Origin of the sequence: Streptomyces sp. enrichment culture, from assembly GCF_964273145.1 — a bacterium.
In the GTDB taxonomy this organism is placed as follows: Bacteria; Actinomycetota; Actinomycetes; order Streptomycetales; family Streptomycetaceae; genus Streptomyces.
This window is the reverse complement of the sequence record NZ_OZ186873.1, coordinates 2,119,256-2,145,237: the sequence shown is the minus strand read 5'-3', so window position 1 is coordinate 2,145,237 and position 25,982 is coordinate 2,119,256. Positions and strand designations below refer to the sequence as shown.

At 74.4% G+C, this 25,982-nt stretch carries 24 protein-coding genes and 1 tRNA gene; 19 read left to right on the top strand and 6 right to left on the bottom strand.

Translation table 11 applies throughout. The features are described 5' to 3' along the window. The first annotated feature begins 1 nt into the window (after position 1). The 10 genes from ACSU6Z_RS09710 to ACSU6Z_RS09665 all read left to right on the top strand — a co-directional run bounded on the left by ACSU6Z_RS09710 (position 2) and on the right by ACSU6Z_RS09665 (position 6,457). Positions 2-1,354 carry an FtsK/SpoIIIE domain-containing protein gene (locus ACSU6Z_RS09710; protein WP_437050245.1) on the top strand — a complete coding sequence of 451 codons (1,353 nt, stop codon included), beginning with the start codon at positions 2-4 and terminating at the stop codon, positions 1,352-1,354. A gap of 20 nt (positions 1,355-1,374) precedes the next feature. Then, positions 1,375-2,055 carry a DUF2637 domain-containing protein gene (locus ACSU6Z_RS09705; protein WP_437044556.1) on the top strand — a complete coding sequence of 227 codons (681 nt, stop codon included), beginning with the start codon at positions 1,375-1,377 and terminating at the stop codon, positions 2,053-2,055. Positions 2,056-2,077: 22 nt separating this feature from the next. Continuing rightward, positions 2,078-2,269, top strand: a complete 192-nt coding sequence (locus ACSU6Z_RS09700; RefSeq protein WP_437044555.1) for a mobile element transfer protein — start codon at positions 2,078-2,080, stop codon at positions 2,267-2,269. A gap of 12 nt (positions 2,270-2,281) precedes the next feature. Further along, positions 2,282-2,437: a hypothetical protein gene (locus ACSU6Z_RS09695; RefSeq protein WP_004987943.1), complete on the top strand. Its 156-nt coding sequence runs from the start codon at positions 2,282-2,284 to the stop codon at positions 2,435-2,437. Positions 2,438-2,449: 12 nt separating this feature from the next. Further along, positions 2,450-2,767 (top strand): SpdD-like protein, encoded by a 318-nt coding sequence (locus tag ACSU6Z_RS09690; RefSeq protein WP_437044554.1) that lies wholly within the window; start codon positions 2,450-2,452, stop codon positions 2,765-2,767. Positions 2,768-2,857: 90 nt separating this feature from the next. Continuing rightward, entirely contained in the window at positions 2,858-3,409 is a 552-nt protein-coding gene (locus tag ACSU6Z_RS09685; RefSeq protein ID WP_437044553.1) for a GGDEF domain-containing protein, read from the top strand. Positions 3,410-3,494: 85 nt separating this feature from the next. After that, positions 3,495-3,680 (top strand): hypothetical protein, encoded by a 186-nt coding sequence (locus tag ACSU6Z_RS09680; RefSeq protein WP_437044552.1) that lies wholly within the window; start codon positions 3,495-3,497, stop codon positions 3,678-3,680. Further along, positions 3,673-5,052 (top strand): replication initiator protein RepSA, encoded by a 1,380-nt coding sequence (gene repSA / locus ACSU6Z_RS09675; RefSeq protein WP_437044551.1) that lies wholly within the window; start codon positions 3,673-3,675, stop codon positions 5,050-5,052. Before ACSU6Z_RS09680 ends, repSA begins: the two co-directional genes overlap by 8 nt. Further along, complete coding sequence (locus tag ACSU6Z_RS09670) at positions 5,049-5,231, top strand: helix-turn-helix domain-containing protein (RefSeq protein ID WP_437044550.1); 183 nt, start codon at positions 5,049-5,051, stop codon at positions 5,229-5,231. The genes repSA and ACSU6Z_RS09670 overlap by 4 nt, the downstream gene beginning before the upstream one ends. Then, positions 5,231-6,457 carry a tyrosine-type recombinase/integrase gene (locus ACSU6Z_RS09665; protein WP_437044549.1) on the top strand — a complete coding sequence of 409 codons (1,227 nt, stop codon included), beginning with the start codon at positions 5,231-5,233 and terminating at the stop codon, positions 6,455-6,457. The genes ACSU6Z_RS09670 and ACSU6Z_RS09665 overlap by 1 nt, the downstream gene beginning before the upstream one ends. Positions 6,458-6,544: 87 nt before the next feature. Here ACSU6Z_RS09665 and ACSU6Z_RS09660 read toward each other — a convergent pair. Beyond that, a tRNA-Arg gene (locus ACSU6Z_RS09660) sits at positions 6,545-6,620 on the bottom strand. Between the two features lie 319 nt (positions 6,621-6,939). Here ACSU6Z_RS09660 and ACSU6Z_RS09655 point away from each other — a divergent pair. The 8 genes from ACSU6Z_RS09655 to ACSU6Z_RS09620 all read left to right on the top strand — a co-directional run bounded on the left by ACSU6Z_RS09655 (position 6,940) and on the right by ACSU6Z_RS09620 (position 17,116). After that, positions 6,940-8,547: a dynamin family protein gene (locus tag ACSU6Z_RS09655; protein ID WP_437044548.1), complete on the top strand. Its 1,608-nt coding sequence runs from the start codon at positions 6,940-6,942 to the stop codon at positions 8,545-8,547. 3 nt (positions 8,548-8,550) lie between these two features. Further along, a complete protein-coding gene (locus tag ACSU6Z_RS09650; protein ID WP_437044547.1) occupies positions 8,551-10,581 on the top strand; it encodes a GTPase in 2,031 nt (676 codons plus the stop codon). A 376-nt stretch (positions 10,582-10,957) separates the two neighbouring features. Continuing rightward, positions 10,958-11,425, top strand: coding sequence for a single-stranded DNA-binding protein (locus ACSU6Z_RS09645; protein WP_437044546.1), 468 nt, complete (start codon positions 10,958-10,960; stop codon positions 11,423-11,425). Between the two features lie 270 nt (positions 11,426-11,695). Continuing rightward, positions 11,696-13,111 carry a TQXA domain-containing protein gene (locus tag ACSU6Z_RS09640; protein WP_437044545.1) on the top strand — a complete coding sequence of 472 codons (1,416 nt, stop codon included), beginning with the start codon at positions 11,696-11,698 and terminating at the stop codon, positions 13,109-13,111. 267 nt (positions 13,112-13,378) lie between these two features. Continuing rightward, entirely contained in the window at positions 13,379-13,666 is a 288-nt protein-coding gene (locus ACSU6Z_RS09635; protein ID WP_437044544.1) for a hypothetical protein, read from the top strand. A gap of 692 nt (positions 13,667-14,358) precedes the next feature. Further along, complete coding sequence (gene ettA / locus ACSU6Z_RS09630; RefSeq protein WP_437044543.1) at positions 14,359-16,023, top strand: energy-dependent translational throttle protein EttA; 1,665 nt, start codon at positions 14,359-14,361, stop codon at positions 16,021-16,023. Between the two features lie 2 nt (positions 16,024-16,025). Beyond that, a complete protein-coding gene (locus tag ACSU6Z_RS09625; RefSeq protein WP_437044542.1) occupies positions 16,026-16,436 on the top strand; it encodes an acyl-CoA thioesterase in 411 nt (136 codons plus the stop codon). Then, a complete protein-coding gene (locus ACSU6Z_RS09620; RefSeq protein ID WP_437044541.1) occupies positions 16,433-17,116 on the top strand; it encodes a hypothetical protein in 684 nt (227 codons plus the stop codon). The genes ACSU6Z_RS09625 and ACSU6Z_RS09620 overlap by 4 nt, the downstream gene beginning before the upstream one ends. 85 nt (positions 17,117-17,201) lie before the next feature. Here ACSU6Z_RS09620 and ACSU6Z_RS09615 read toward each other — a convergent pair whose 3' ends face one another. Continuing rightward, positions 17,202-17,615 carry a globin gene (locus ACSU6Z_RS09615; RefSeq protein WP_437050243.1) on the bottom strand — a complete coding sequence of 138 codons (414 nt, stop codon included), beginning with the start codon at positions 17,613-17,615 and terminating at the stop codon, positions 17,202-17,204. A gap of 93 nt (positions 17,616-17,708) precedes the next feature. On the opposite strand from ACSU6Z_RS09615, the gene ACSU6Z_RS09610 reads away from it, so the two are divergent. Continuing rightward, the gene (locus tag ACSU6Z_RS09610) at positions 17,709-18,713 is read left to right on the top strand and encodes a methyltransferase domain-containing protein (RefSeq protein ID WP_437044540.1); all 1,005 of its coding nucleotides are present in this window, start codon (positions 17,709-17,711) and stop codon (positions 18,711-18,713) included. 6 nt (positions 18,714-18,719) lie between these two features. On the opposite strand, the gene ACSU6Z_RS09605 is transcribed toward ACSU6Z_RS09610, so the two are convergent. From ACSU6Z_RS09605 to ACSU6Z_RS09590, 4 genes are all read right to left on the bottom strand, one after another. Next, positions 18,720-20,243: an FHA domain-containing protein gene (locus ACSU6Z_RS09605; RefSeq protein ID WP_437044539.1), complete on the bottom strand. Its 1,524-nt coding sequence runs from the start codon at positions 20,241-20,243 to the stop codon at positions 18,720-18,722. A gap of 52 nt (positions 20,244-20,295) precedes the next feature. After that, positions 20,296-21,642, bottom strand: a complete 1,347-nt coding sequence (locus ACSU6Z_RS09600) for a VWA domain-containing protein (protein WP_437044538.1) — start codon at positions 21,640-21,642, stop codon at positions 20,296-20,298. Between the two features lie 145 nt (positions 21,643-21,787). Next, entirely contained in the window at positions 21,788-23,269 is a 1,482-nt protein-coding gene (locus ACSU6Z_RS09595) for a PP2C family serine/threonine-protein phosphatase (RefSeq protein WP_437044537.1), read from the bottom strand. A 3-nt stretch (positions 23,270-23,272) separates the two neighbouring features. Continuing rightward, the gene (locus ACSU6Z_RS09590; RefSeq protein WP_437044536.1) at positions 23,273-25,981 is read right to left on the bottom strand and encodes a tetratricopeptide repeat protein; all 2,709 of its coding nucleotides are present in this window, start codon (positions 25,979-25,981) and stop codon (positions 23,273-23,275) included. Position 25,982 lies beyond the last annotated feature (1 nt).

The following is a 25,982-nucleotide window of genomic DNA, read 5'->3' as shown; positions in this document are numbered from 1 at the left end:
GATGTGGCTGATCGTCGCCCTGGTGCTGGTCGTCGCCACTGCGGGTCTCCTGCGGTGGCGGCGCCCCGCCTGGTACTGGCTGACCTTCGGGGTCACCCTCGCCGCGCTGCGGGTCCTGGTCCGGTACGGCTCGGTCATGGACGCCTGCGGCCTGACGGTGCCGGCCCCTCGCTGGCGTCTGGCGCTGGCCCGGATGACCAACCGGCCCGTTCCCGATCCTCGCGCCCCGCGCATCCTGCGGATCCGGCCGACCCGGACCGGCCTGGTGCTGCGGCTCAAGCTCCGCCCCGGCCAGGACGCCTTCGACGTGGCCGCCTCGTGCGACCGGCTGCGGCACTCGTTCGCCATGTACGGCGTCACCTCCCGTGAGCTGCGCTCGGGCGTGGTCGAGCTGCGGATGACCGGCTACGACGTGCTCAAGCGGGTGCAGATGCCGAACAAGGTCGACACCCGGCCGATGCGGGTCCCGGTCGCCCTGCGCGAGGACGGGGCCGTGCACTACCGCGACTACCGGGCCGTGCCGCACGCCCTCACCCTCGGTGCGACGGAGTCCGGCAAGTCCGTCTACCAGCGCAACCTCGTCGCCGCGCTCGCGCCGCAACGGGTCGCCCTGGTCGGCATCGACTGCAAGCAGGGCGTCGAGCTGTTCCCGCTGGCCCGCCGGTTCTCCGCGCTCGCCGACAACCCCGACACCGCCGCCGAACTTCTCGATGCGCTGGTGGCCCACATGGAGGACGTGTACCAGCTCATCCGGGCCGAACAGCGGATCACCGCCGACGTACCGGATGCGGAGATCGCCGCCGACATCTGGGACCTGCCCGAGGACCTCCGTCCGGTGCCGATCGTGGTCCTGGTCGACGAGGTCGCCGAACTCGCCCTCTTCTCCACCAAGGAGGAGGAGAAGCGGCGGGACCGGATCATCACCGCCCTGGCCCGGCTCGCCCAGCTCGGCCGCGCCGCCGGCATCTACCTGGAGATCTGCGGGCAGCGCTTCGGCTCCGAACTCGGCAAGGGCATCACCATGCTCCGCGCCCAGCTCACCTGCCGTACCGCCCACCGCGTCAACGACGAGTCCTCGGCGAACATGGCCCTCGGCGACATCGCCCCGGACGCCGTCCTGGCCGCGATCCAGATTCCCACCGACACCCCCGGCGTCGCCATCACCGGTGACTCGACCGGCGGATGGGCTCGCATCCGCGCCCCGCACACCTCGCTGCGGCAAGCCGTGAACATCTGCAACCGGCACGCCGACCTGGTCCCGGACCTGCCCGCCCTGGCCCCGTTCCGGCCCGTGCTCGGCACCCTCGCACCGGTCCCGGCCCCGGCCGTCGAGTCCGCCCCGGCCGCCGCCTGAGCCAGGAAGGAGAAGCAACCATGCCCCGCTCAGCCCTTCGTGTGGACGCCGTCCTGGTCCAGGCCGTCATCGCCGGGGCGCTGTCCTTCGCCCACCTGCACGACCTGGCCGCCGCTGCCGGACAGGACGGCTGGAAGGCCTGGGCCTACCCGGTTTCGGTGGACCTGCTGCTGGTCGCCGCCTGGCGTCGGCTGCGCACCGAGGGGCCGTCCCGGCTGGCCTGGTGCTGGTTCCTGATCGCCCTGGTCGCCTCGCTCGGCGCCAACGTCGCCACCGCCGGACTCCTCGACCTCGGCGATGTCCCGGCCTGGCTGCGCATCCTCGTCGCCGCCTGGCCCGCCCTGGCCTTCATGGGCGGCACCCTCCTCACCCACACACCCACCCGCCCGGAGCCGGACGCGCCGGCACCCGCCACCCCCGACCCGGACCCCGTGCACGAGACGGAGCCCGAACCGGTCGCCATCGAACCGGACCCGGTCCCCGAACCTGCGGCAGTCCCGGTCGCCGAAGAGCCCCCCGCCCTACCCACCACCGAGCCTTCCCCGGCGGTGCCGGTCCCGGCCGCGCTGGTCGACCACGCACGCAAGGTCGCCGCCGACCACCACGCCCGTACCGGCGCCCGGATCGACACCGACACCCTCCGCGCCCGCCTCGGCGTCCCGCCGCACCTGGCCGACGCCATCGCCGCCCAGCTCGCCTGACCCGAAAGGAGCCCGATCGACCATGCCCGCCCGCGACTTCTTCCACTCCGTGATGCGGATCGGCCCGGTGCAGATCGGCACCCACCGCGACCGCAACGGCCAGACCAAGCACGCCGCCGTGTGCAGCTTGGACGGCTGCGGCTGGTCCGCCGACTACTCCAGCCAGTCCGCCGCCCAGCTCGCCGCCCGCACCCACCGCTGCAAGGTCCGCTAGGAGGCCACCGTCATGGATGTCCCGCTCTGGTTCGCCCTGCTCTGCGTCGGAGTCCTCGGCGTCAAGCTCATCCGCCCGCCGCTCTGGCTGGTCCTGGTGCTGCTGCTCGGCGGCTACCTCCTCGCGGACAGCCTCCTCGCCCCGGTCATCGACACCGCCGTCAAGTAAGGAGATCCGCTGATGTTCCGGCCCAAGCTCCCGACCATGCCCCAGCCCACCGGCACGGCCACCCTGCCCACCGTGGTGGAGCCGACCACCATCACCCCCGGCATCCCGGCCCCGCCGGCGCCCGTCACCCCGTCTCCGGTCGCGTCCCGGCCCGTGGTCCAGCTCATGCCCGGTACCGCGCTCGCCGTGGTGGGCGGCGGCACCGCCGTGGTCCTGGTCGTCGGCGCCGTCCTGGTCTCCATGCTCCTGGCCGTCGCCGTCACCGCCGCCTCGGTCGCCGTCTGCGCCGTCGTCCTGCGCTCGCTGCTGGCCTCCCAGCACCGCCGCTGACCAGTCCTGGGGGCGACGCACAAGCCGCCAAGCACGCCGCCACCCCTGGGACCACGCTCCGCCAACCGCCGTCGTCAAGGGAGAACCCCCATGGATCCGCAGATAGCCGCCGCCCTGGTGCCGTTACTGGGCTGGGCCGTGCACGGGAGCGTCCTCGCCCACCGGCTCGCCTCTGCCCGTCGTGACCCGCTCACCGGCCTGCACACCCGCGCCGGATGGACCGCCCGCGCCGAACACTGCATCCGCCGGCACCCGGCCGCGGCCGTGCTCCTGGTCGACCTCGACCACTTCAAGGCCCTCAACGACACCCACGGCCACGCCGCCGGGGACGCCGCCCTCATCGCTATCGCCGACCGGCTCCGTACCTGGTGCGGCCGCAACGGCACCGCCGGGCGCCTGGGCGGGGACGAGTTCGTCGCCGTCGTCCGGGACCTGGCCGCCGCCGACCTCGAAGCACTGATCACCGACCTGCACCGGCCACTGTCCTACGCCGGGAGGCCGCTGCCGCTGGCTGCCTCGGTCGGCGTCTGCCGCCTCGCCGAGCTGCCGGTACCGCTCCTGACCGATGCCCTCGCCGCCGCCGATGCGGCCATGTATGCGGTCAAGGGCCGCAGCCGCCGGGGCTCGCGCTCCTCTCGCTGACCGGCCGCCGGGTGGCGCACAAGCCGCCAAGCACGCCGCCACCCGGGGCCGTTCCTTCCAACCGCAATCGAAAGGAACCACCATCATGGCCCAGCACACCCCGCCCGCGCCGAGGATCTGCCCGGCCTGTGACGGCTTCGCCACGGTCGCCGTCACCCTCGGCGGACGCGACCCGCGCGGTCACCTGCGCACCCTCACCGTCGACTGCCCGGCCTGCCACGGCACCGGCACCGTTCCCGCCCGCTGCGTCCGGGAGGGCGCCCGTGCCTGACCTGCTGCTCGACCCGACCACCCTCGGTGACCTGCTGAGGGTGGCTTCGGCTTCCGACTACCACCGCTGGGAAGAGCAGATCCGCCGCACCGGCGGCTGCGCCGACCCCATCCATCTGACCGGCTGGACGATCCACAAGGACAAGACCACCGGCGAAGTGCTGCACCGCTACTCGACCGAGAGCGAACCGGGCGGACGGCTCCGCGTCGCGTGCGGCAACCGCCGTGCCTCCCGCTGCCCGGCCTGCGCCTGGACGTACGCGGGCGACACCTACCATCTCATCCGCGCCGGACTCGCCGGGGACGACCGCCGCGACATCCCCGCCACCGTCCGCGACCATCCCCGCGTCTTCGCCACCCTCACCGCCCCCTCCTTCGGCCCGGTCCACAACCGTCCCGACCACGGCACCTGCCGCTGCGGCACCGCACACGCCCCGGACGCCCCGGAACTGGGCACCGCCCTCGACCCGGAGACGTACGACTACGCGGGCGCGGTGCTGTTCAACAACCACGCCGGGCAGCTCTGGCAGCGCTTCACCAACCGCCTCCGCCGCGAGATCGCCGCCCGCGCCGGCCTTTCCCGCCGGGAACTCGCCGACCACTGCCGCGTCTCGTACGGCAAGGTCGCCGAGTTCCAGAAGCGCGGCGCCGTGCACTTCCATGCCGTGATCCGGCTCGACGGACCCGACGGGCCGGATTCCCCGCCGCCGTCCTGGGCGACGGTCGGCCTCCTCGCCGACGCGATCCGCGCCGCCGTCGCGCACTCCTACACCTCGGTCTCCGTCCCGGCTGTCGCCGACCAACCGGCCCGGACCTTCCGCTGGGGCACCCAGCTCGACGTCCGGCCGGTCGAGGCGTTCGGCGACGGTTCGGAGATCACGGAACAGGCCGTCGCCTCCTACGTCGCCAAGTACGCGACCAAGGCCGCCGAGAACACCGGCACCCTCGACCGCCGCATCGGGGAGCTCTCCGAACTCGACCGCCACGGTGTCCCGGACCACACCCGCCGCCTGATCGAAGCCTGCAAGGTGCTCGATCCGGTGTATCCGGAACGCCGCCTGTGGGCCTGGGCGCACATGCTCGGCTTCCGCGGCCACTTCTCCTCCAAGTCCCGCCGCTACTCCACCACCCTCGGCGCCCTGCGCCAGGCCCGCGCCGACTACCGCGCCGCCCAGGAACACGCCGCCCTCGGCCTGGGCGACGCCGAGCCGGACACCGTCCTGGTCCTGGCCGATTGGCAGTACGCCGGACACGGCCACACCCCCGGTGAGTCCGTCCTCGCCGCCACCATCGCCCGGAACCTCCAGCTCAACCGCGAAACCGCTCGCGAAGCCCTACGCGACCAACTCGCCCAGGAAGGAGCCGCAGCATGACCACCCCCGAACTGCTGACCGTGCCGGAAGTGATGGAACGGCTCCGCCTCGGCCGCTCCACGGTCTACGACCTGATCCGTTCCCGCCGTCTGCCCTCGATCACCGTCGGCCGGTGCCGCCGCATCCCCGCGTGGGCCGTCCGCGACTTCATCAACAACGAACTGGAGGCGGCGGCCTGATGGTGGCGAAGCGCAACCCGAACGGCGAGGGCACCATCTACCGCCGCAAGGACGGCCGGTACGAGGGGGCGGGCTACGTGCTGATGCCCGACGGCACGCAGAAGCGCCGGCGGGTCTACGGCAGGACCTGGGAGGAGGCCCGGAAGAAGCTGACCGAGATGCTCGCCAAGAGCGACCAGGGCATCCCGGCGGCCGACACGACCGAAAGCCTCGGGTCGTACCTGGCGTACTGGCTCGACCACGTCGTCCGGCACAAGGTGAGGGCCTCAACGGTCTACAGCTACAGCAAGTGCGTCAACGCGTACATCGTCCCCCGGCTCGGGAAGAAGAAGCTCGCCCGGCTGTCCGCCAAGGACGTGCGGCTCTTCCTCGACTGGGCGCGGCAGGCGTGCCAGTGCTGTGCGCAGGGCCAGGACGCGGCCCGACCGCCGGCCAAGCGCCGCTGCTGCGCGCTGAGCCCCAAGCGGTGCTGCGGCAAGCACCTGTCGCCGCGCATGGTCCAGTACCTGCACGCCGTGCTGCGGAACGCTCTGCAGCACGCCGTCCGTGAGGAGCTGGTGCAGCGCAACGTCGCGAAGCTGGTGCAGGTTCAGACGCCGCGTTACCGCGTCGGCCGCGGCCTCTCCGTCGCCGAGGCGAAGAAGCTGCTGGCGGAGGTGCGTGACGACCGGCTGAGCGCGGCGTACGTGCTCGCGCTCTACCTCGGGCTGCGGCGCGGTGAGCTGCTGGGCCTCCACTGGTCGGACGTTGATCTGGATGGGGGATCGCTGGAGATCCGAACGGCCCTCCAGCGCGTCGACGGGGAGCTGACGCTGACCGCGCCCAAGACGCGCCGCTCGGAGCGTCCCGTCCCGCTCCCGGCCGTGTGCGTGGACGCCCTCCGCCGGCACCGCGAGCACCAGGCCGAGGAGCGGCGGGCGGCGGGGGAGCGGTGGCAGGAGACGGGCCTGGTCTTCACCACCAGGCGGGGCACCCCGATCGAGCCGCGGAATCTGAACCGGCACTTCTACCCGATCCGCGAGCGGCTGGGCCTGGAGGTCCGGTTCCACGACCTCCGGCACACCTGCGTGACCCTGCTGCTCGGTCTCGGTGTCCCGCCGCACATCGTCCGCGACATCGTCGGGCACAGCGCCCTTGATGTGACCATGAACATCTACGCGCACACCGACATGACGGAGAAGCGGGCCGCTCTGGACCGGCTGGGGAGCCTGCTGGCCGTCGAGTGACGGGGACGTTGCCGTCAGCGTTGCCGTCAGAGCCACGAAACGCCCTGGAGGGGAGATTCCCTCTGGGGCGTTTTCGCTGGTCGGACGTGGCGCCCCCGGCAGGACTCGAACCTGCGGCCAAGCGCTTAGAAGGCGCCTGCTCTATCCACTGAGCTACGGGGGCCTGGTGTGGTGGCCTTCGCCACGGTGCCCGGGCGGGCTGATCCGCGGCGTCGCCGGGGACAAGGATAGGGCTCCCGGCTCCTCGTCCCGGTTGCTTCCCCTCCGCGACTCGATGTGGAGGTTCGGTGAAGCGGTCCTGATAATCGCAGGCAAGTGCGAATCGTGCACCGCTTTTGGCGCCCTGCGCATCGGGTGTTGTGCACTCGTTATGCCTGGGCCGCCTTGGTGCCCCACTCCTCCCTTCCGCCCCTTATATTCCGTCGGCGCGCAGACATGCTCATATGCTTCAGAATTCCCCTAAAATTGGGCATTCTTCGCATGTGGTGACCTTGGACGTACGGCCTCAGCTGCTCGACGCACTCTCCGCCCTGCGCGACCGTGTCGCGGCCGCACGCTTCCCGCTGCCCCTGCCCGGGGCCCCACGCGCGCGTGCCAACCGCGACGACCTGCTCGCGCAGCTCGACGACTACCTGATGCCCCGCCTCAGAGAGCCCGACGCGCCCCTGCTGGCCGTCATCGGCGGGTCCACCGGGGCGGGCAAGTCCACGCTGGTGAACTCGCTCGTGGGGCGCCGGGTCAGCGAAGCGGGCGTCCTGCGCCCGACGACGCGGACACCGGTCCTGGTCTGCCATCCGGAGGATCACCACTGGTTCAGCGGCATGCGGGTCCTGCCCGACCTCACGCGCGTGTGGGTGCCCCACCAGGACCCCGGCGACGACCTGCTGACGTCCGGGGAGAAGCCCGCGCGCGTGCTGCGCATCGAGACCGCCGACACCCTGCCGCCCGGCCTCGCCCTCCTCGACACGCCCGACATCGACTCGCTGGTCACCGAGAACCGCTTCCTGGCCGCCGAACTTCTGTGCGCCGCCGACATCTGGGTGATGGTCACCACGGCCGCCCGGTACGCCGACGCCGTCCCCTGGCATCTGCTGCGCACCGCCAAGGAGTACGACGCCACCCTGGTCACGGTGCTCGACCGGGTGCCGCACCAGGTGGTGTCCGAGGTCTCGCGGCAGTACGCCGCGCTGCTCACCAAGGCCGGGCTCGGCGACGTGCCCCGGTTCACCGTGCCCGAGCTGCCCGAGTCGGCCTGGGGCGGCGGGCTGCTGCCGGCCACCGCGGTGGCGCCGCTGCGGACGTGGCTCGTCCACCGGGCGCAGGATCCCGCGGCCCGGCAGGACGCCATGGCCCGTACGGCGTACGGCCTCCTCGACTCCCTCGCGTCCCGGATGCCGGAGCTGGCCGGTGCCGCCGCCGCGCAGTACGCCGCCGCCCTGCGGCTCACCGCCGCCGTCGACGGGGCGTACGACAGCGAGCACGCGCGCGTGCGGCGCCGGCTGCAGGCCGGGGCCGTGCTCGCCGGGGACGCGCTCAAGCGGTGGCGGGCGTTCCCGCTCGACTGCTCCGCGGGCGAGCTCCTGGACGCCCTGGCCGAGAGCCTGGCCGCGCTGCTGCTGTGCGCCGTCACCGCCGCCGACGAGCGCGTCGACGAGGTCTGGCGGCGCGAACCGGCGGCGGGCGCGCCGGAGCTCGCCGACCGCGGCACCTCGCCGGAGGGTGTCGAACACCGCATCGGCCTGGCCGTACGGCGGTGGCGGCGGGAGCTGGAGGAGTACGCCGAGGAGGAGGTGCGTGAGCTCGACCGGAGCGTCGCCCCCGATCCCGAGGCCGTCGCCGCCCTGGTCGCCACGGCGCTGCTGGGCGGGCGCCGGGCGCGGTCCGCGGGGGAGGGGCTCGCCGAGCGGATCGGGGCGCACGGTGCGCTGCGGCTGCGCGACCGGGGCGGGCGGCTGCTGACCGAGTACGTGGACCGGGTCGTGCACCGCGAGCGCGAGCGCCGGCTCGCCCCGCTCGACGCCCTCGGCATCCACCCCGAGCCCCAGGCCGAACTCATCGCCGCGCTGTCCGTACTGCAGAAGGAGAGGTGACCGGTGACCGCCGTCACTGACCAGGACCCCACCGAGCACACCGACCACACGAAAGGCAGGGCCCGCGGGGACGACCGTCGTGCGGACCGGTCCTCCGGGGAGCAGGGCGGGGAGGACGGGCGCCCGGGGGAGGCGGCCTCCGCGGCGGGCGCCGCCGCGGCCCGGGGCGAGCGCCGCCGGGAGCGGGAGGAGGACGGCCACGCGCGCGTGCGGGACGGCGGCCCCCCGCGCCGTGCCGACCGCGGGAGCCACACGGACCGTGCCGACCGCGGCGACGACGTGGACCGTGCCGACCGCGCGGGGCGGGACCGGCCGAGCGGCGCCCCGTCCGAGGGCGCGGACGCCTGGGACGACGGGCTGATCGCGCGGCGGGTGAACGAGGCCGACGGCGGGGAGCGGCCGCCCGTCGTGTCCCGGCCGGCGCCCGGCGGGGCGGCCGTGGCGCCGCTGGCGTACGACGGGCCGCTCAGGTCGCGCCTGGACGCGCTGCGCGAGCTGGTGGGGCTCTCCCGCGCCCGGCTCGACGGCCGGACCCTCGCCGCGGCGGGCCGGGTCCTCGACGAGGCGGCCGCGCGGCGCAGGCTGTCGGGGCAGCACACCGTCGTCGCCATCGCCGGCGCGACGGGCAGCGGCAAGTCGCAGCTGTTCAACGCGCTCGCCGGGGTGGCCATCTCGGAGACCGGCGTGCGCCGGCCCACCACCGCGGCGCCCATCGCGTGCAGCTGGAGCGACGGCGCGGCCGGCCTGCTGGACCGGCTCGGCATTCCGGGCCGGCTGCGCCGCCGCCCCCTGCAGTACCCGGACGTGGACTCGCAGCTGCGCGGGCTGGTCCTGGTCGACCTGCCCGACCACGACTCGGCGGCCGTGCAGCACCGCGAGCAGGTGGACCGCATCCTGGCGCTGGTCGACGCCGTCATCTGGGTCGTCGATCCCGAGAAGTACGCCGACGCCCTCCTCCACGAGCGCTATCTGCGGCCCATGGCGGGCTACGCGGAGGTCATGTTCGTCGTCCTCAACCAGATCGACCGGCTGCCCGGTGAGGCCGCCGATCAGGTCCTGGACGACCTGCGGCGGCTGCTGGACGAGGACGGCGTCGCCCTCGGCGAGTACGGCGAACCGGGAGCGAACGTGCTCGCGCTGTCCGCGCTCACCGGGGAAGGCGTCGGCGAACTGCGGGAGGCGCTCGGCCAGTTCGTCTCGGAGCGCGGCGCCCCGGCCCGCCGCGTCTCGGCCGACGTGGACACCGCCGCCTGGCGGTTGCGCCCGGTGTACGTCACCAGGCAGCGGGCCGGGCTCAGCGAGGAGGCGCGTGAGGAGTTCGCGGACCGGCTCGCGGACGCGGTCGGCGCCACCGCGGCGGGCGAGGCGGCCGAACGCGCCTGGCTGCGCAACGCCGGCCGCGCGTGCGGCACGCCGTGGCTGCGGCTGTGGCGCTGGTACCTGGACCGGCGCGAACCGCCGACCGGGCAGCTCTCGCTGCGCGCCCAGGCGGACGAGGAGGCCACGGCCCGCCAGCGTGTCGAGCAGGCGGTCCGCACGGTCGCCGACCGGGCGTCGGCCGGGCTGCCGGCGCCGTGGGCGCAGGCGGTGCGCGAGGCGGCCGTCCGCGGCGCGCAGGGACTGCCCGAGGCGCTGGACGAACTGGCGGCGAAGGCGGGGCTGCCCCCGGGCCGGCCGCCGCGGCCCGGGTGGTGGCCGGCGGCCGTGTTCGCCCAGGCGTGCATGACGCTCGTGCAGGTCGTGGGCGGGCTGTGGCTGCTGGGCCAGATCGTCGGGGTCATGTCGCCGAACCTGGGTGTGCCGGTGCTGCTGATGCTGTCCGGCATCGTCGGCGGTCCCGTCATCGAGTGGAGTTGCCGCATGGCGGCCAGGGGACCGGCGCGGCGCTACGGCCAGGACGCGGAACGGCGGCTGAGGGAGGCGGCGGCCGGCTGCGGCCGGGCGCGCGTGCTGGACGCGGTGGCGGCGGAGCTGCTGCGGTACCGGGAGGTGCGGGAGCAGTACGGGCGGGTCACGGGGGCGGGGGTGCGGTAGCCCCGGGTCCGGGGCCGGGGTGACGAGGACCGTCGGGGTCCGGGGCCGGGAGCGGCCGGGACCTTCGGGGGCGGGGCGGACTTCACCCGTCCGGGTGGCCGGGTTCTCCACAGGCGCGTGGCCGTCCACAGCGCCCGGCGGCCCCGGCCCGGCGGAGGCAGTCTGGCCGTACGGCGACCGCGTCCGTCCCGGGGACCCGCCCCGGGACGGACGCGGCCGCCGCGGCAGGCGGCGGCACGCGGTGCCCGCGCGCGGCCGTCGTCACGACGGCCGCGTACGGCGCTGGAGCGGCCGTCGGTGCCGAGGCGGCCGTACGGGAGGGACCCGTACGCGTATCCGCCCGGCGGCGGTGTCCGGGCGGCGGGAGGGGTGCAGGATGAACGAGACGATGGTCTGCGCGGTGGGCAACGTGGCGACGCAGCCGGTGTACCGGGAACTGGCGAGCGGCCCGTCGGCGCGCTTCCGGCTGGCGGTCACCTCGCGCTACTGGGACCGGGAGAGGAACGCCTGGGCGGACGGGCACACCAACTTCTTCACGGTGTGGACCAACCGGCAGCTCGCCACGAACACGGCGGCGTCGCTGGCGGTGGGCGACCCCGTGCTGGTGCAGGGCCGGCTGAAGGTGCGGACGGACGTGCGCGAGGGGCAGAGCCGGACCTCGGCGGACATCGACGCGGTGGCGATCGGCCACGACCTCGCGCGAGGGACGTCGGCCTTCCGACGCGCCAACAAGCCCGATCAGTCCGTCACTTCACTGCAAGCCGAGCCCAACTGGGAGAACCAGGCGGTGAATACGGCCGACGCGCCCGCCCCGCAGGACGCGCGGCCGGCCTCCGTGACGTGACGCCGGCGATACCCGGACCGCCCCGGTGCCCTGTCCGAACCGCGGCTTATCGGCAAATACGCACGGGACGCCCCCGGGTTGATTTGTCGATAAGCCCTGCTCAGAGCCGTTGGGGCGATAACGATTCCGAGTCGGATCGGTGATCGGACGGCATCACCGGGGGGCACGGGGTGCCGCATCCTTAGGATGCCGAACATGCCCTTCGGGGCTGCTGATTCTGCTGGTGGGACCGTCCCCCCACGTCAACGGGTCCTGCTCGAAGGGGATTTGGTGTTTTCTGCGTACTCCGTGCTGCCCGCGACCGGGCGAGGGGCGGTCCGCCTCGCCGCCGTGACCATGGTGTCCGGACTCGCCGCCGCCGGCGTCCTGGCCGGTGCCGGCCCCGCCGCCGCCGACGGGACGGCGCAGGGCCGGGACGGGGCGACCGCCACCGTGAACGGCCTGAAGGTCTACGGCACCGCGGTACTGGACGGCGCCGCGGGGGAGCAGGAGGTGCCGGCCGGCCTGTTCGAGATGTCCGTCGAAGGCGGCGGCACGCTGCAGACGTACGGCGTCGACATCCAGACCCCCACACAGGAGGACGCCAGGTACCACGAGGTCCCCTGGAGCGGCACCTCGCTGGGCACCAACCCGCACGCGGGCCGCGTCCGCTGGATCCTGCAGAACTCCTACCCGCAGGTCAACGACCTCGCGGCGCTCGCGAAGAAGGCGGGGGTGCGCGGCGGGCTCACCGAGCAGGACGCGGCGGCCGGCACCCAGGTGGCCATCTGGCGCTACTCCGACGACGCGGAGGTCCGGGCCGCCGACCCGCAGGCTGAACGGCTCGCCGACTACCTGGAGGAGAAGGCCCGCGCCCTGGCGGAACCGGCGGCCTCCCTCACCCTCGACCCGCCCGCCGTCGCCGGCCGTCCCGGCGAACGGCTCGGACCGGTGACCGTGCACACCGACGCCGGCGGCGCGACGGTGATCCCGCCGGCGGACGCCGCCACGAGCGGCGTGCGGATCGTCGACGCGAACGGCGAGGCCGTGACCTCCGTCGCCGACGGCAGCCAGGTCTTCTTCGACATACCGGACGACGCCCCGGCCGGCACGGCCGAACTGACCGCGCAGGCGTCGACCACCGTGCCCGTCGGACGCGCCTTCGCCTCCGAGAGCCGCAGCCAGACCCAGGTCCTGGCCGGTTCCAGCGAGTCGGCGGTCTCGGCGTCGGCGAGCGCCGCCTGGGGGGCGCGGGGCCCGGTACCGGCCCTGTCCGCGGCGGAGGACTGCGCCGAGGGCAGCCTCGACATCACCGCCGTCAACGAGGGCGACGAGGCGTTCGTCTTCGAGCTGCTGGACACCGGGTACAGCATCGCCGCCGGCGAGACCCGGACGGTGGCGGTCCCGCTCCAGGAGGACCAGTCCTACGACTTCACGATCAGCGGCCCGGGCGGCTTCGAGAAACGGTTCGCCGGCGTCCTCGACTGCCAGACCCGGGCCGGCGAGTCGAAGGACGGACAGAGCACCCAGATCCTCGGCGAACCGGCCCCCGTCACGGCCGGCGGCGCCGGCGCGGACGTCAACCTCGCCGAGACCGGCGGCTCCGGCGTCACCCCGCTGATCGGCGGCATCGCCCTCGGCCTGATGGTCGCCGGCGGCGCGACGCTGCTGGTGATACGGAGGAAGGACGCCGGGACGCGGGAGTGAGACGGCGCGCGGCCGGGGGCGGCCGGGCCACGAGGCCCCCGGCCGGCGACCGCATGGTCGGCGGCCACGCAGCCGGCCATGCGGCCCGGTCACGCGTACCGGCCCGCCGGGTGCGCACTTCGACCGCACCCCCGGCACGGGCCGACGGGCCGGACACGCCACACCCGCGCCTCCGGCTGTCGCATCGTCTCCGCCAGACGATGATGCCTGAGCACTGACCGGTCCACAGTGTGCAAGCCGACCTTGCACCGCCCGACAGGAAACCCCATGCTCCTCGCCGTCGCTGCCCTCGGTATCGCCCTCTTCGCCCTCACCCTGTGGGGCTCCGTCACCGTGTTCCGGATGCAAGACATTCCCTGGTGGCGCCGTTGTCTTCCGCTGGCCCTGCTCCTCGTCTCCACCCTTGCAAGCCTTCTGCGCGCCTTCGGCCTGCCGGAAGTGGCGAACGCGGCGGCCTTCCCCTTCAACGCCGCCGCCATCGTCGTCGCGCTGATGGAAATCCGCGCCGCACGGCAGCGCCGAGGGCCGGCCGAAGCGCAGCACACCAGTGGCTGATCGGCACATCGGTGGTGCACGTCCGATCCGGCGCCACCAACGACGAACGAGTCGCCGTACACCGCTTCGCACGAAGGGCCGGCCCCTCGACGGCTTTCCGCTTGCCGTTCGGCAGGCCTGATCACCCGGACACGGCTCGTGTCCGGGTGGTCCTCCGGCGGCCGCGGTACAACGGCAGGGCTTCCTGGCAGCGCAGGATTGCGATCCCGGCTGAGCAGCACCACGACCTCACCGCCGGCCCTCCCGTCGTCCTCTCCGGGGGAGGACCGCACACCGGGGCGGGAGTCGTGAACCGCACGGCGGCGATCGGCGTCGCCGTCGGCCATGCCGTGGGCAGCCGCGATCCCGGCAGGCGACCGCCGGGGAGTCCTGACTTCCGGGCATCCGGAAGGCGGCGCTCACCACGGGCATCCGGCGGACGCACCACAGTGGCGGCGGTGGTCATCCCCGCGACGACGAGCAGGAGCGGCGAAGCTCCCACCGACGCGGGTTGTCGGGTGATCACCCCTGAACCCGCGAGGGCGCCCGGGGCCCACCGACGCCGGCCGGCAGTGACCGGCGGGGCTCAGGCGCCGGCCGGAAAGGCCAGGTCAGAGCCACCGGACGGGACGAGTTTCCCCGCAGGGGTGGCGGTCAGGCAAGATGGGGTGTATCTGCCCACTGCCAGATCTCAAGTTGCCGGACGGTTTCTCTTGGCTGAGTTCATTTACACCATGCGCAAGGCGCGCAAAGCGCACGGCGACAAGGTGATCCTCGACGACGTCACCCTGAACTTCCTGCCGGGGGCGAAGATCGGTGTCGTCGGCCCGAACGGGGCCGGTAAGTCGACCGTCCTCAAGATCATGGCGGGGCTGGAGCAGCCGTCCAACGGTGACGCCTTCCTCACGCCCGGTTACACCGTCGGCATCCTGCTGCAGGAGCCGCCGCTGAGCGAGGACAAGACCGTCCTGGAGAACGTCCAGGAGGGCGTCGCCGAAATCAAGGGCAAGCTCGACCGGTTCAACGAGATCGCCGAGCTGATGGCCACCGACTACTCCGACGCGCTGCTGGAGGAGATGGGCAAGCTCCAGGAGGAGCTCGACCACGCCGAGGCGTGGGACCTGGACGCCCAGCTGGAGCAGGCCATGGACGCCCTGGGCTGCCCGCCCGGCGACTGGCCCGTCACCAACCTCTCCGGTGGTGAGCGCCGCCGCGTCGCGCTGTGCAAGCTGCTGCTGGAGCAGCCCGACCTGCTGCTGCTCGACGAGCCCACCAACCACCTCGACGCCGAGTCGGTGAACTGGCTGGAGCAGCACCTGGCCAAGTACCCGGGCACCGTCGTCGCCGTCACCCACGACCGGTACTTCCTGGACAACGTCGCCGGCTGGATCTGCGAGGTCGACCGCGGCCGCCTGCACGGCTACGAGGGCAACTACTCCAAGTACCTGGAGACCAAGGCCGCCCGCCTCAAGGTCGAGGGCCAGAAGGACGCCAAGCGCCAGAAGCGCCTCAAGGAAGAGCTGGAGTGGGTCCGCTCCAACGCCAAGGGGCGGCAGGCCAAGTCCAAGGCGCGTCTGGCCCGCTACGAGGAGATGGCCGCCGAGGCCGACAAGATGCGGAAGCTGGACTTCGAGGAGATCCAGATCCCGCCGGGCCCGCGGCTGGGCAACGTCGTCGTCGAGGTGGAAAACCTCAACAAGGCCTTCGGCGAGAAGGTCCTCATCGACGACCTCTCCTTCACGCTGCCGCGCAACGGCATCGTCGGCGTCATCGGCCCGAACGGCGCCGGCAAGACCACCCTGTTCAAAATGATCCAGGGCCTGGAGCAGCCCGACTCCGGTTCGATCAAGGTCGGCGACACCGTCAAGATCTCCTACGTCGACCAGAGCCGCGAGAACATCGACCCGAAGAAGACCCTGTGGGAGGTCGTCTCCGACGGGCTCGACTACATCAACGTCGGCCAGGTCGAGATGCCGTCCCGGGCGTACGTGTCGGCGTTCGGCTTCAAGGGCCCGGACCAGCAGAAGCCGGCCGGGGTGCTCTCCGGCGGTGAGCGCAACCGCCTCAACCTGGCCCTCACCCTCAAGCAGGGCGGCAACCTGCTGCTCCTCGACGAGCCGACCAACGACCTCGACGTCGAGACGCTCAGCTCCCTGGAGAACGCGCTGCTGGAGTTCCCCGGCTGCGCCGTGGTCGTCTCCCACGACCGGTGGTTCCTGGACCGCGTCGCCACGCACATCCTCGCCTACGAGGGCGACTCCAAGTGGTTCTGGTTCGAGGGCAACTTCGAGTCGTACGAGAAGAACAAGGTCGAGCGGCTCGGCCCGGACGCCGCGCGTCCGCACCGCGCCACCTACAAGAAGCTGACCCGGGGCTGATCTTGCGGCACCTCTACCGCTGCCCGCTGCGCTGGGCGGACATGGACGCGTACGGTCACGTCAACAACGTGGTCTTCCTGCGCTACCTGGAAGAAGCCCGTATCGACTTCCTGTTCCGCCCGGACAAGGATTTCCAGCAAGGGTCGGTGGTGGCGCGCCACGAGATCGACTACAAGCGGCAGCTCGTGCACCGGCACGCCCCGGTCGACATCGAGCTGTGGGTCACGCAGATCCGGGCCGCGTCCTTCACCCTCGCCTACGAGGTGAAGGACGGCGACCAGGTCTACGTCCGGGCCTCCACGGTGATCGTGCCGTTCGACTTCGAGGCGCAGCGGCCCCGCCGGATCACCGCGGAGGAACGGGAGTTCCTCCGCGAGTACATGGACGACGAGGAGGAGGCCGTCGCCGCATGACGGTGCTCCACCTGGCCGACGAGGGGGAGGCGGCGGACCTCGCGGCCTTCCTCTCCCGGCTGCTCCACTACGACCGGTCCGCCGCCGTCCGGCTCCAGGCGGCCGGCACGGCGCTGGCCGTCTTCGGGCGGCCACCGTCCTTCGAGGTGCTGGCGGTGCGCGCGGCGCGGCTGGCCAAGCCGTACGAGAACGGGCTCGACGCCGCCCTCGACGCGACCGTCTCCGCCGGTGAACTGCTGGAGTCGGTGGACGAGGCCGGCGCCACGGCGGCCGTCCCCGGCGCGGTGACCGGCCCGCCGTGGGCGGGCGTGCTGCCGCCGCGCGGCGGCTGGCGGCCCGAGCCGGGGCTGCCCGCCCCGGACGCGCTGCGCGGGCTCGTCGCCGCCGGCGTCACCGAATTCCGCGTCCGTACGCGGGAGCTGGCGCCCGAGCGGCGCACGCGGGCCGAATTCGACCGGATCGGGCGGGAGATCTGGTCCCGCACGGTCGGGGAGACCGGGCTGCCGGTGCGGGCCGTGCACGCGGCGCAGTCCCTGGGCTTCCTGCGGCCCGCGGGGCGGCAGGAGGGGGACGGCCTCGGGCTGTTCTCCTCCGGGGCGTGGCTGCGGCTGCGCACGCCTTACGGGTCCGTCGCCGTGCGGCGGTCGGGCCTGGGCGGACTGGGCCTCAGCGTGCGCTGAGCGACGGCCCGTACGGGGCGATCGGCCCCGGGGCCCGGCGGACCGCTGCGTCCGCCGGGCCCCGGGGCCACCTCGGTCCGGGCCGTCAGCCGGGCGTGTTCACCATCGACGCCGCGGCGTACGTCAGGTAGCTCCACAGCGTCCGCTCGTGTTCCTCGGACAGGCCGAGCTCGTCGACGGCGACCCGCATGTGCTTCAGCCAGGCGTCGTGCGCCGCCCGGTCGACGGTGAAGGGGGCGTGGCGCATGCGCAGCCGGGGGTGGCCGCGGTTCTCGCTGTAGGTCGTCGGGCCGCCCCAGTACTGGATCAGGAACAGCGTCAGACGCTCCTCGGCCGGGCCCAGGTCCTCCTCGGGGTACATCGGCCGCAGGACCGGGTCCTCGGCGACTCCCTGGTAGAAGCGGTGGACGAGCCGGCGGAAGGTCTCCTCCCCGCCGACCTGTTCGTAGAAGGTCTGCTCCTGAAGCGTGCCGCGCCGAATCTCATTCACGCCCTCCATGGTCTCAGACACGACGGCCTAGGACTCAAGACCCAGGACCCGGCCGGGGCCCGGCCCGGGACGCTTCGCCGGGGAGCGTTCTACTGTGGGGGCATGGGCGACGGGGACGGGGTCCGGGACGAGGGCCGGGGCACGGACCCGGACGGCCTCGCCGCCTTCGCGCGGGCGGAGCTGGTGCGCGGGATCGAGCGGAGCGGCGCCTGGGCCGGCGACCCGGTGTGGCGGGAGGCGTTCGAGGCCGTCCCGCGCCACCTCTTCGTGCCGTACTACTACGTCGCCGCCGCAGGGGGCTGCGAACGCCGCTGGGGCGAGCACCCCGACCCTGCCGCGCGTGAGCGCTGGCTGCGCGGCGCCTACGAGGACACCCCGCTCGCCACCCGGCTGCGCGACGGCGAACTGCTCTCCTCCAGCAGCCAGCCGTCACTGATGGCCCTGATGCTGGCGGAGCTGGAGGTACGGGACGGCGACAGGGTCCTGGAGATCGGCACCGGCACCGGCTACAACGCGGCCCTGCTCGCCCACCGGCTCGGCGACGGCCTGGTCACCACCGTCGACCTGGACCCGGAGATCACCGAGTCCGCCCGCCGGCACCTGGACGCCGCCGGGTACCACCCGGTCGTCGTCACCGGCGACGGCGCGCGCGGCGTACCGGAGCGCGCCCCCTTCGACCGGATCATCGCGACCTGCGCGCTTTCGTCGGTCCCGCGCGCCTGGCTCGCCCAGTGCCGCCCGGGCGGCCGGATCCTCGTCCCGCTCGCCACCGGCCTGGTCGCGCTCACCGTGCACGACGGCGCCCACGCCGAGGGACGCTTCCTGGACACGCCCGCCTACTTCGTGCCCCTGCGCGGCGGCCCGCCCGTGCCGGACCCGTACGCGCCGGGCGATCCGGGCGACGTACCCCGCAGGGCCCGGCAGGACGACCTGTTCCGGTTCCTGCTGGCGCTGACCGGCGGCGGGCTCGCCCCGCGGGCGGCGTACGTGCTGTGGGAGCGCGCGGGCGCGCCCCGCCGCGAGCGGTACGGCGTCACCGTCCGCGGCGAGCGCGCCTGGGCGTGGCTGGACGACCCGCGGGGGCCGTACACCTGGCCCCTGCCCTGACCCGGTTCACCCGCGCCGGATGGTGATCGTCGTCCAGGCGCCCACGTGCACCCGGTCGCCGTCCTGCAGCGGCACCGGCACGAAGGGCTGGATGGGCTCCTCCGCACCGTTGACCGTGGTGCCGTTGGTCGAGTTCTGGTCGACGATCGCCCAGCTGCCGTCCGGCTGCTGCACCAGCACCGCGTGCTGGTGCGAGACGCCCGGGTCCTCCGGCGGCACCGACAGGTCGATGTCGGGGGTGTCGCCGGTGGAGTGGCGGCGGCGGCCGATGGTGACCTGGCTGCCGGTGAGCGCGCGCTGCTGCTCGGGCGAGTACGCGGGCAGGTTCAGGCCGGCGGCCTCGGGGCCGGAGCGCTGCATCATCGCCATGAAGTACTCGCGGTCCGGGCCGATGGTCGCCGTCCAGGTCGCCGGCTGCTGAGGCTGCTGCGGCGGCTGGGGCCGCTGCGGCTGTTGCGGCTGTTGCGGCTGGTGGGGGAAGCCGGGGCCGGGCGGCGGGGGCGGGGTCTGGCCGGAGCCGGGCTGGGGGTAGCCGTAGCCGCCCTGGCCGGAGCCCGGCTGGGGGTAGCCGTAGCCGCCCTGGCCGGAGCCGGGCTGGGGGTAGCCGTAGCCGCCGCCCTGGCCGGAGCCGGGGCCGCCGGACGGTCCGCCGGGACCACCGGGGCCGTCCTGGCCGGGGCCGGGGCCCGATGGCGGGGGGATCACCCAGTCGTCGTCACCGCCGTCGGAGGACGGGCCGCCCGGCCGGGGCCGGCCGGTCCTCCGCGGGAACGCGGGCGGGGCGGGGGGACCCGCCGTCCCGGACTGCGCGGACGGACCGGACTGGCCGGGCTGACCGTGCTGACCGGGCTGTTCGGACGGGCCGGGCTGGCCGGGCCCGTCCGGCTGCTGGAAGGCCTGCGGGGCGCCTTCGGCCGTGTCCTGACCGGGCCGGCCCGGCTCCCGGAACGCCTGCGGGGCGCCCCCGGTCGCGCCCCGGCCGGGCGGCGGGGGCGGGGTGGGGCCGGGCGGCGGCGGAACCGGCCGCGCGGGGTCGGCGCCGAAACCGGAGGGGCCGCCCGGGCCGCCGGGGCCCGACGGTCCGTTGCCGAAGGGCGGACCCGGCGGGATCGGCTCGGCGGGCCGGTTCACCCGCGACGGGCGGGAGCCCTGGTACTCGTACGCGTCACCGCCGAACGACGGGCCGGGCGGCTGCGGGAAGCGCGGACCCGGGCCGGGCTCCGGCGGGCGCGGCGCGGCCGGGGTGTACGAGGTCGCGGTGTTCGTCAGGAAGTTCCACCGGCACTCCTCGCAGAAGGGCGCGCCGCCCTCGCGCGGCGTACGGCACTGCGGGCACAACTCCGGCTCGGGACCCGGCGCGGCGCCCATGGGGCCACGCGCCCCCGGCTGCCCACCGGGCGGAGGGAAACCGTAACCGCCGCCGGCCGGGGGCGGCGGGGGCGGCGGAGGCACGGCACCGGCCATGCGGTGACCGCAGACCTCGCACCAGTCGTCGGAACCCGACTGGTGTCCGTTCGGGCAGGTCGGCATGTCGGCGCTTCCCTTTCTCAGACCACTGCTTCTCGGAGCACTGCTTCTCAGGTCACTTCTTCACGCGAACGGTCTTCGTGGACCGGGTCTCGAGTGTCATCTCGTCGGCCTCCGTGACCTTCGCCTTCAGTCGCACAGTACCGGTCGCGGCATCGACCACGTCCACCACCTTCGAAAGCAGTTTCGCAGTATCCGCGTTCCCGGACGCGCCGGCCAACTGGACGGCCCGGCCCAGTCTGGCCGTCGCCCCGTCGATGTCTCCCGCTTTGCGCAGATCGAGCCCCTGCTGGATGACCTGTGCCAGTTCGGCCTGCCCGGTGTAGTGGGCGACCTGCGGGTTGATCGACGTCGAGGCGGCCAGGTCGTCGGTCCAGACGGCTCGCACGAGGCCCTGGGCGTCCGGGTCCGGGGCGCTCCCGCCGGGCCGGGGAACCACCAGCGAGACCCGGGCGGCCAGCATCTCCTGGCCGATGCGCGCGGGCGGCACCTCCACACGGATGTGGTAGTCGCGGGACTCGTCGCCCCAGGAACCGGTGGGGTAGTCCCCGAGGCGCGGGCCCGTCTCGGTGCGGCGGCCGGTCAGGTCCTCGAGGGTTGGGGCGACCTGCTTGACGAATGTCACAGTGGTGCCGACCGGGGTCCACAGGCGCAGGTGGACGTCGGCGACCTCCTTGCCCATGACCTCCTCCATCATCCGCGTGAAGTCGGCGGCGAGGTGGGCCGGGTCGGCGACGATGTCGGCGGTGCCGAGCAGGGCGGAGGCGATCCCCGTGACCTCCTTCACCTCCCAGTCGGTGCCCACGCCGCGGGCGTCGCAGGTGAACCGTCCGGCACAGGCGTCCAGCGCCGCCTTCAGGTCCTCGGGCGGCTCGTGCTCGTTGCGCCCGTCGGTGAGCAGGATGCCGTGCCGGATCGCGACGTCCGCCGACGACAGCAGGCGGTCGGCGAGCCGCAGCCAGGTCCCGATGGCGGTGCCGCCGCCCGCGCCCAGCCGGCGCAGCGCCCGCTTGGCCTGCTCGCGGGTGGTGGCGTCGGCGACCGCCAGCCGGCCGCCGCCCGGGTAGACCTCCTCGGCCACGTGGGTGCCGCCGATCACCGCGAAGTGCACGCCGTCGCGCAGGGTGTCGACCGCGGCGGCCGTCGCGTCGCGGGCGTTGCGCATCTTGGCGGGCGGGTGGTCCATCGACCCCGAGCAGTCGACCATCAGCGCCACGGCCGCGGACGGGCCCCGCCCGGGCGCGTACAGGTGCGGCGCGGTGACCGCGCTCCCGACCGTGCCGCCCCCGGTCGCGGTCACCGTGACGATGGCGTCGACCTCACGGCCGCCCTCCGGCAGGTACTCGTTCTGGTAGACGTCCACCGAGAACCGCGGCACGTTCGGCTTCGAGAAATTGGCCATGCCTGCGTACATCCCCCTTCGCGTCCCCCCGGCGGCCCCACGGCCGCGTGGCCGGGCCGGGGCCGGGCCGGGGACGGACCGCCCCCTGCGGCCCGCGGGGCCCCGTACGCGTGCGCGGCGTCCCGTCCCGTACGCGTACGCGGCCTCAGAGCGATCCTGCCCCCTGCGGCGGGACCGGGAACGGCACGACGGCCACTGTTACGTTGTCGTGGCCCCCGCCGTCCAGGGCGTGGCCGACCAGGACCCGGGCGCTGTGCAGCGGGTTCACGGCGGCGTCCGGGGGCACCACCCGGGCCATCTCCTCGGCCGACTCCGCGTAGTTCCACAGGCCGTCCGTGCACACCACGACCACGCCGGGGCGGTCCGGCTTGAAGGAGGCGGTGTGCGGCTCCAGTTCGTAGGAGTCCGCGCCGAGCCAGCCGGTGATCGCGTGGGCGCGCTCGTCGGCGTACGCCTCGGCCTCGCCCATCAGGCCCGCGGCGACCATCTGCGCCGCCCACGAGTCGTCCTCGGTGAGCCGGGCCGCGGGGGCGCTCCGGTCCGCCGGGACCCAGTAGACGCGGCTGTCGCCGACCCAGCCGACGACCAGCAGGCCGCCCGTCACCACCGCGCCGACCAGGGTGCAGGCCGGGGCGTTGTGGTGCGGGGCGTGCTCGCGGGCCGTGGCGGGCTCGTTCGCCAGCGAGTCGACGGCCCGGGAGGCGGCGACGATCGCGTCGTGCATGGCCTGCTGGGGGTGCGTGCCCCGGGGGAGGGCCGCCAGCAGCGACTCGCCGGCCGCGCGGGACGCGGCCAGGGAGGCGTCGTCCGGGCGGGTCGCCGAGGACACGCCGTCGCAGACGATCGCCACGGCGGCCGGGGAGCCGTCGGGCAGGGCGGTGTGGCCGACGGCGAACGCGTCCTCGTTGCGGTGGTGGCGCAGGCCGCGGTCGCTGACGGCGGCGACCGGACCCGACTCCTGCTCCATGTGGTCGCGTTCGCGGGGCTGGGCGTGCCCGCAGTTCTCGCAGTAGCCGTCGGCGCCGACCCGGCCGGCGCGGCAGGCCACGCACACCGCGGCGCCGGCGGCCGGTTCCGGTGCGGGCGTCGGAAGGTCGGGGGAGGTGCGCGGGTCCGGCGTCTGCAACGGGTACTCCTCGGGTTCCTGCGGGCGGTCGAGGCGCACGCCGGAGGCGGGGGCCGGCGGGTGGGCCGGGGGCGGCGGGACGGGGGCCTGCGGAGCGCCCGCCGGGGGGTACGGCGGCCGGGGCGGCGGGGCCTGGGCCGGCAACGGCGGCGTCCGCGCAGGCGGCGGAACCGGCGCCTGCGCGGACGGCGGCGACTGGGAGGGCCACACGGGTTCGGCGGCCGGGAAGCCGCCGCCCGGGTCCGTGCCCGGCAGGTCCGCCGGCCGGTGCACCGGGACGGGGCGCCCGGAGCCGTCCGTCTCCGGGGCCACGGGCCACGCCACCCCGGCCGGACGGTCCGGGGCCGAGCCGTTCAGGGCGATCGTCGGGCCGTCCCCGGGGTGCGCCGGCACGGCGGACAGGTCGTATCCGCACGCACCGCAGAAACGGTCCCCCGGCTCCAGGGGTTCCGCACAGCTCGGACACGTCGGCAAAGCGGCCCGCTGAGGCATCTGCGACATCAACTACACCCACGTTCGGGGGCGGTAACGGTTGGCACGTTCCACCAGGTCGATCCTCTCCTCGCCGCCCCGCGCCAGCCGGGCGAGCGTGCGGTACGCCCGCTCCAGGCCGAAACGCAGGCCCCGTTCGTCCAGGCCGCTGCCGAGCAGCGTCCGTCCCCCGGCGGCATGGGGGTCCCCGCTGCTCGAAGGCGGCGAGCCCGGGGCAGGGACGGAACCCTGGCCCCCGGAGAGTACCCAGTCCAGCGCGCGGCCGAGGACTTCGGCCGACAACCGCTCCCGGCGCGCCGGATCCAGGCCGTACGCGTCCAGCGCCTCCACCTGCCGCGCGGCGGCGGTCAGGTCGTCCAGGGACGGTACGTCGGCCGGGGCCGCCGCGGGCCGCCGCAGCCTGGCCCGTACGGCCGCCACGCGTGCGGCGGTGTAGTGGATGGAGGACTCCGGAACCGACTCCAGCGTCCGCACCGCGCCGTCGCGGTCACCGGTCGCCAGCCGGACGCGGGCCAGACCGAAGGCGGCGCTCACATGGCTCGGGTCGGTCGACCACACCAGGCGGTAGTACTCGGCGGCGTTGTCCGCCTGGCCCAGCACCTCCGCGCACAGGCCGAGCGCCAGCTTGGGCGCGACCTCGCCCGGGAAGGCGTCGTAGACCGCGTCGAACGCCAGGGCCGCGCCCTCGTGGTCGCCGGTCACCAGCGCGGCCACGCCCCGGTACCACACCACCCGCCAGTCGTCGGGCCGTTCGTCCTCCAGCGCGGCCAGGGCCTCCAGCGCGGTGCGCGCCTCACCGGTCTCCAGCCAGGCCCGGACCTGCCGCAGCCGGGTCTCGGCCGAGGGCGCCGGCGCCGCGGCCAGCGCCCCGAGCAACTCGGCCGGCGCGGACGCCAGGAGGCCCGCCAGGAAACCGGCGTCGGGGTCGTCCGGGTCGACGTGCGGCACCGGCAGGGCGAGCGCGGCGGCCGGGGCGTCGACGGGCTCGACCAGCCCCGCGGTGCCGTACGGGGGGTCGCCGGGCCGCTCGCCGGGTGGTGGGGGAGCGCCGGGTCCGGGAGCGGGCGGGCCGGGGGGCGTGGCCGAAGGGGCCGACGGGTGGGGTGTGGGTGCGGGTGCGGGTGCGGAGGGCGGTGCCGTGGCCGGCGGGGCGGTGGCGGCGTTCCCGCGGCGCCGCCACCGCCCCGGTACCGCCCGTGCCCCCAGCCGCGACACCTCCCCGTCCAGTTCCGGGAACAGCTCCGTGTCCGTGACCCGCACCTCGGGGCCGAACAGCGTCGACAGGGCGGGCCGCGCGCGGCCCGTCCGGAGCGAGACGACCTCGCGCAGCACGCCCGTCAGCTGCTCGGCCATCTCCTGCGCGGAGGCGAACCGGCGGGCCGGGTCGGGATCGGTGGCACGCGCCAGGAGGCGGTAGAAGGACTCGTACCGGCGGAAGACCTCGACGGAGTCGGGGTCCGGCAGCGAATCGGCGTAGACGCTGGTGTAGCCCCGGAAGTCGAAGGTGAGGACGGCGAGGGTGCGGGCGACGGTGTACAGGTCGGAGGCGACCGACGGGCCCACCTCCGCGACCTCCGGCGCCTGGTAGCCCACCGTGCCGTAGACGGCCGACTCCTCGTCGTCCATCCGGCGCACCGCGCCCATGTCGATCAGCTTCAGCTGGTCCCCGGTCTGGATCGCGTTGTCGACCTTGAAGTCGCAGTACAGCAGGTTGCGTCCGTGCAGGTGCGCGAGCGCCTCCAGCGCCTCGATGCCGTACGCGCACGCCTGCTCCACCGGCAGCGGGTCCCGCCCGCCGTCCGGGGCGCGGCGCGCGTCGGCTATCTCCTTCAGCGACTTGCCGCCGACGTACTCCATGACGATGTAGCCGTCGAGGGAGCCGGTGCGCTGGTCGAGGTGCTCGACGAAGTTGTAGATCCGCACGATGTTGGCGTGCTCGATCTCGGCGAGGAAGCGCCGCTCGGAGATCGCCGCGGCCATCGCGTCCTGGTCGCCGGTGTCCAGCAGGCCCTTGAGCACCACCCAGCGGTCGGAGACCGCCCGGTCCACGGCGAGGTAGATCCAGCCGAGGCCGCCGTGCGCCAGGCAGCCGGCCACCTCGTACTGGCCGTGCACGACATCCCCGGCCCGCAGCTTCGGGACGAACGAGTACGGGTGGCCGCACTTGGTGCAGAAGCCCTCCGTGCGCCCCGGACGGTCCGCGCGGGCACGGCCCACCGGAGCCCCGCAGCCGGACCGCGAGCAGAACCGCCTGCGCTCCGGCACCTCCGGGTCCCGCAGCACCACCGACCGCGGGTCGGGCCGCGGGACCGGCGGCACCTCCACGAGTCCGGCTCCCAGCCGCCCGCGCGCGGAGGAGCCGGCGGCCGACCCGGAGCTGCGCACCGACACCGAGCGGCTCGTCGGCCGGCCCGACAGGGAACGGGAGAGCCGGCCCGACACCGAGCGGCGGGACCTGGAGGACCGCGACGGCCGCGACGAGTGCGACGACGTGCGGGAACCGCCGCTGTCCGCCGAGCCGCGGGCGCCGGTCTCGCCCGCCGGCACAAAGCCCGCCGCGCCTTCCCCGAGCCCTCGGCCCCGTTCGGGCGGGGGAGACTCCGACGCCGCCGCGACCGGCGCCAGACCGCAGGTGCCGCAGTACAGTTCGCCCCCGCCCACGTCCTCGTACGTGCCGTCGCAGCCGGGACGCCGGCAGGACCGCGGTGCCTCACCCGTCACG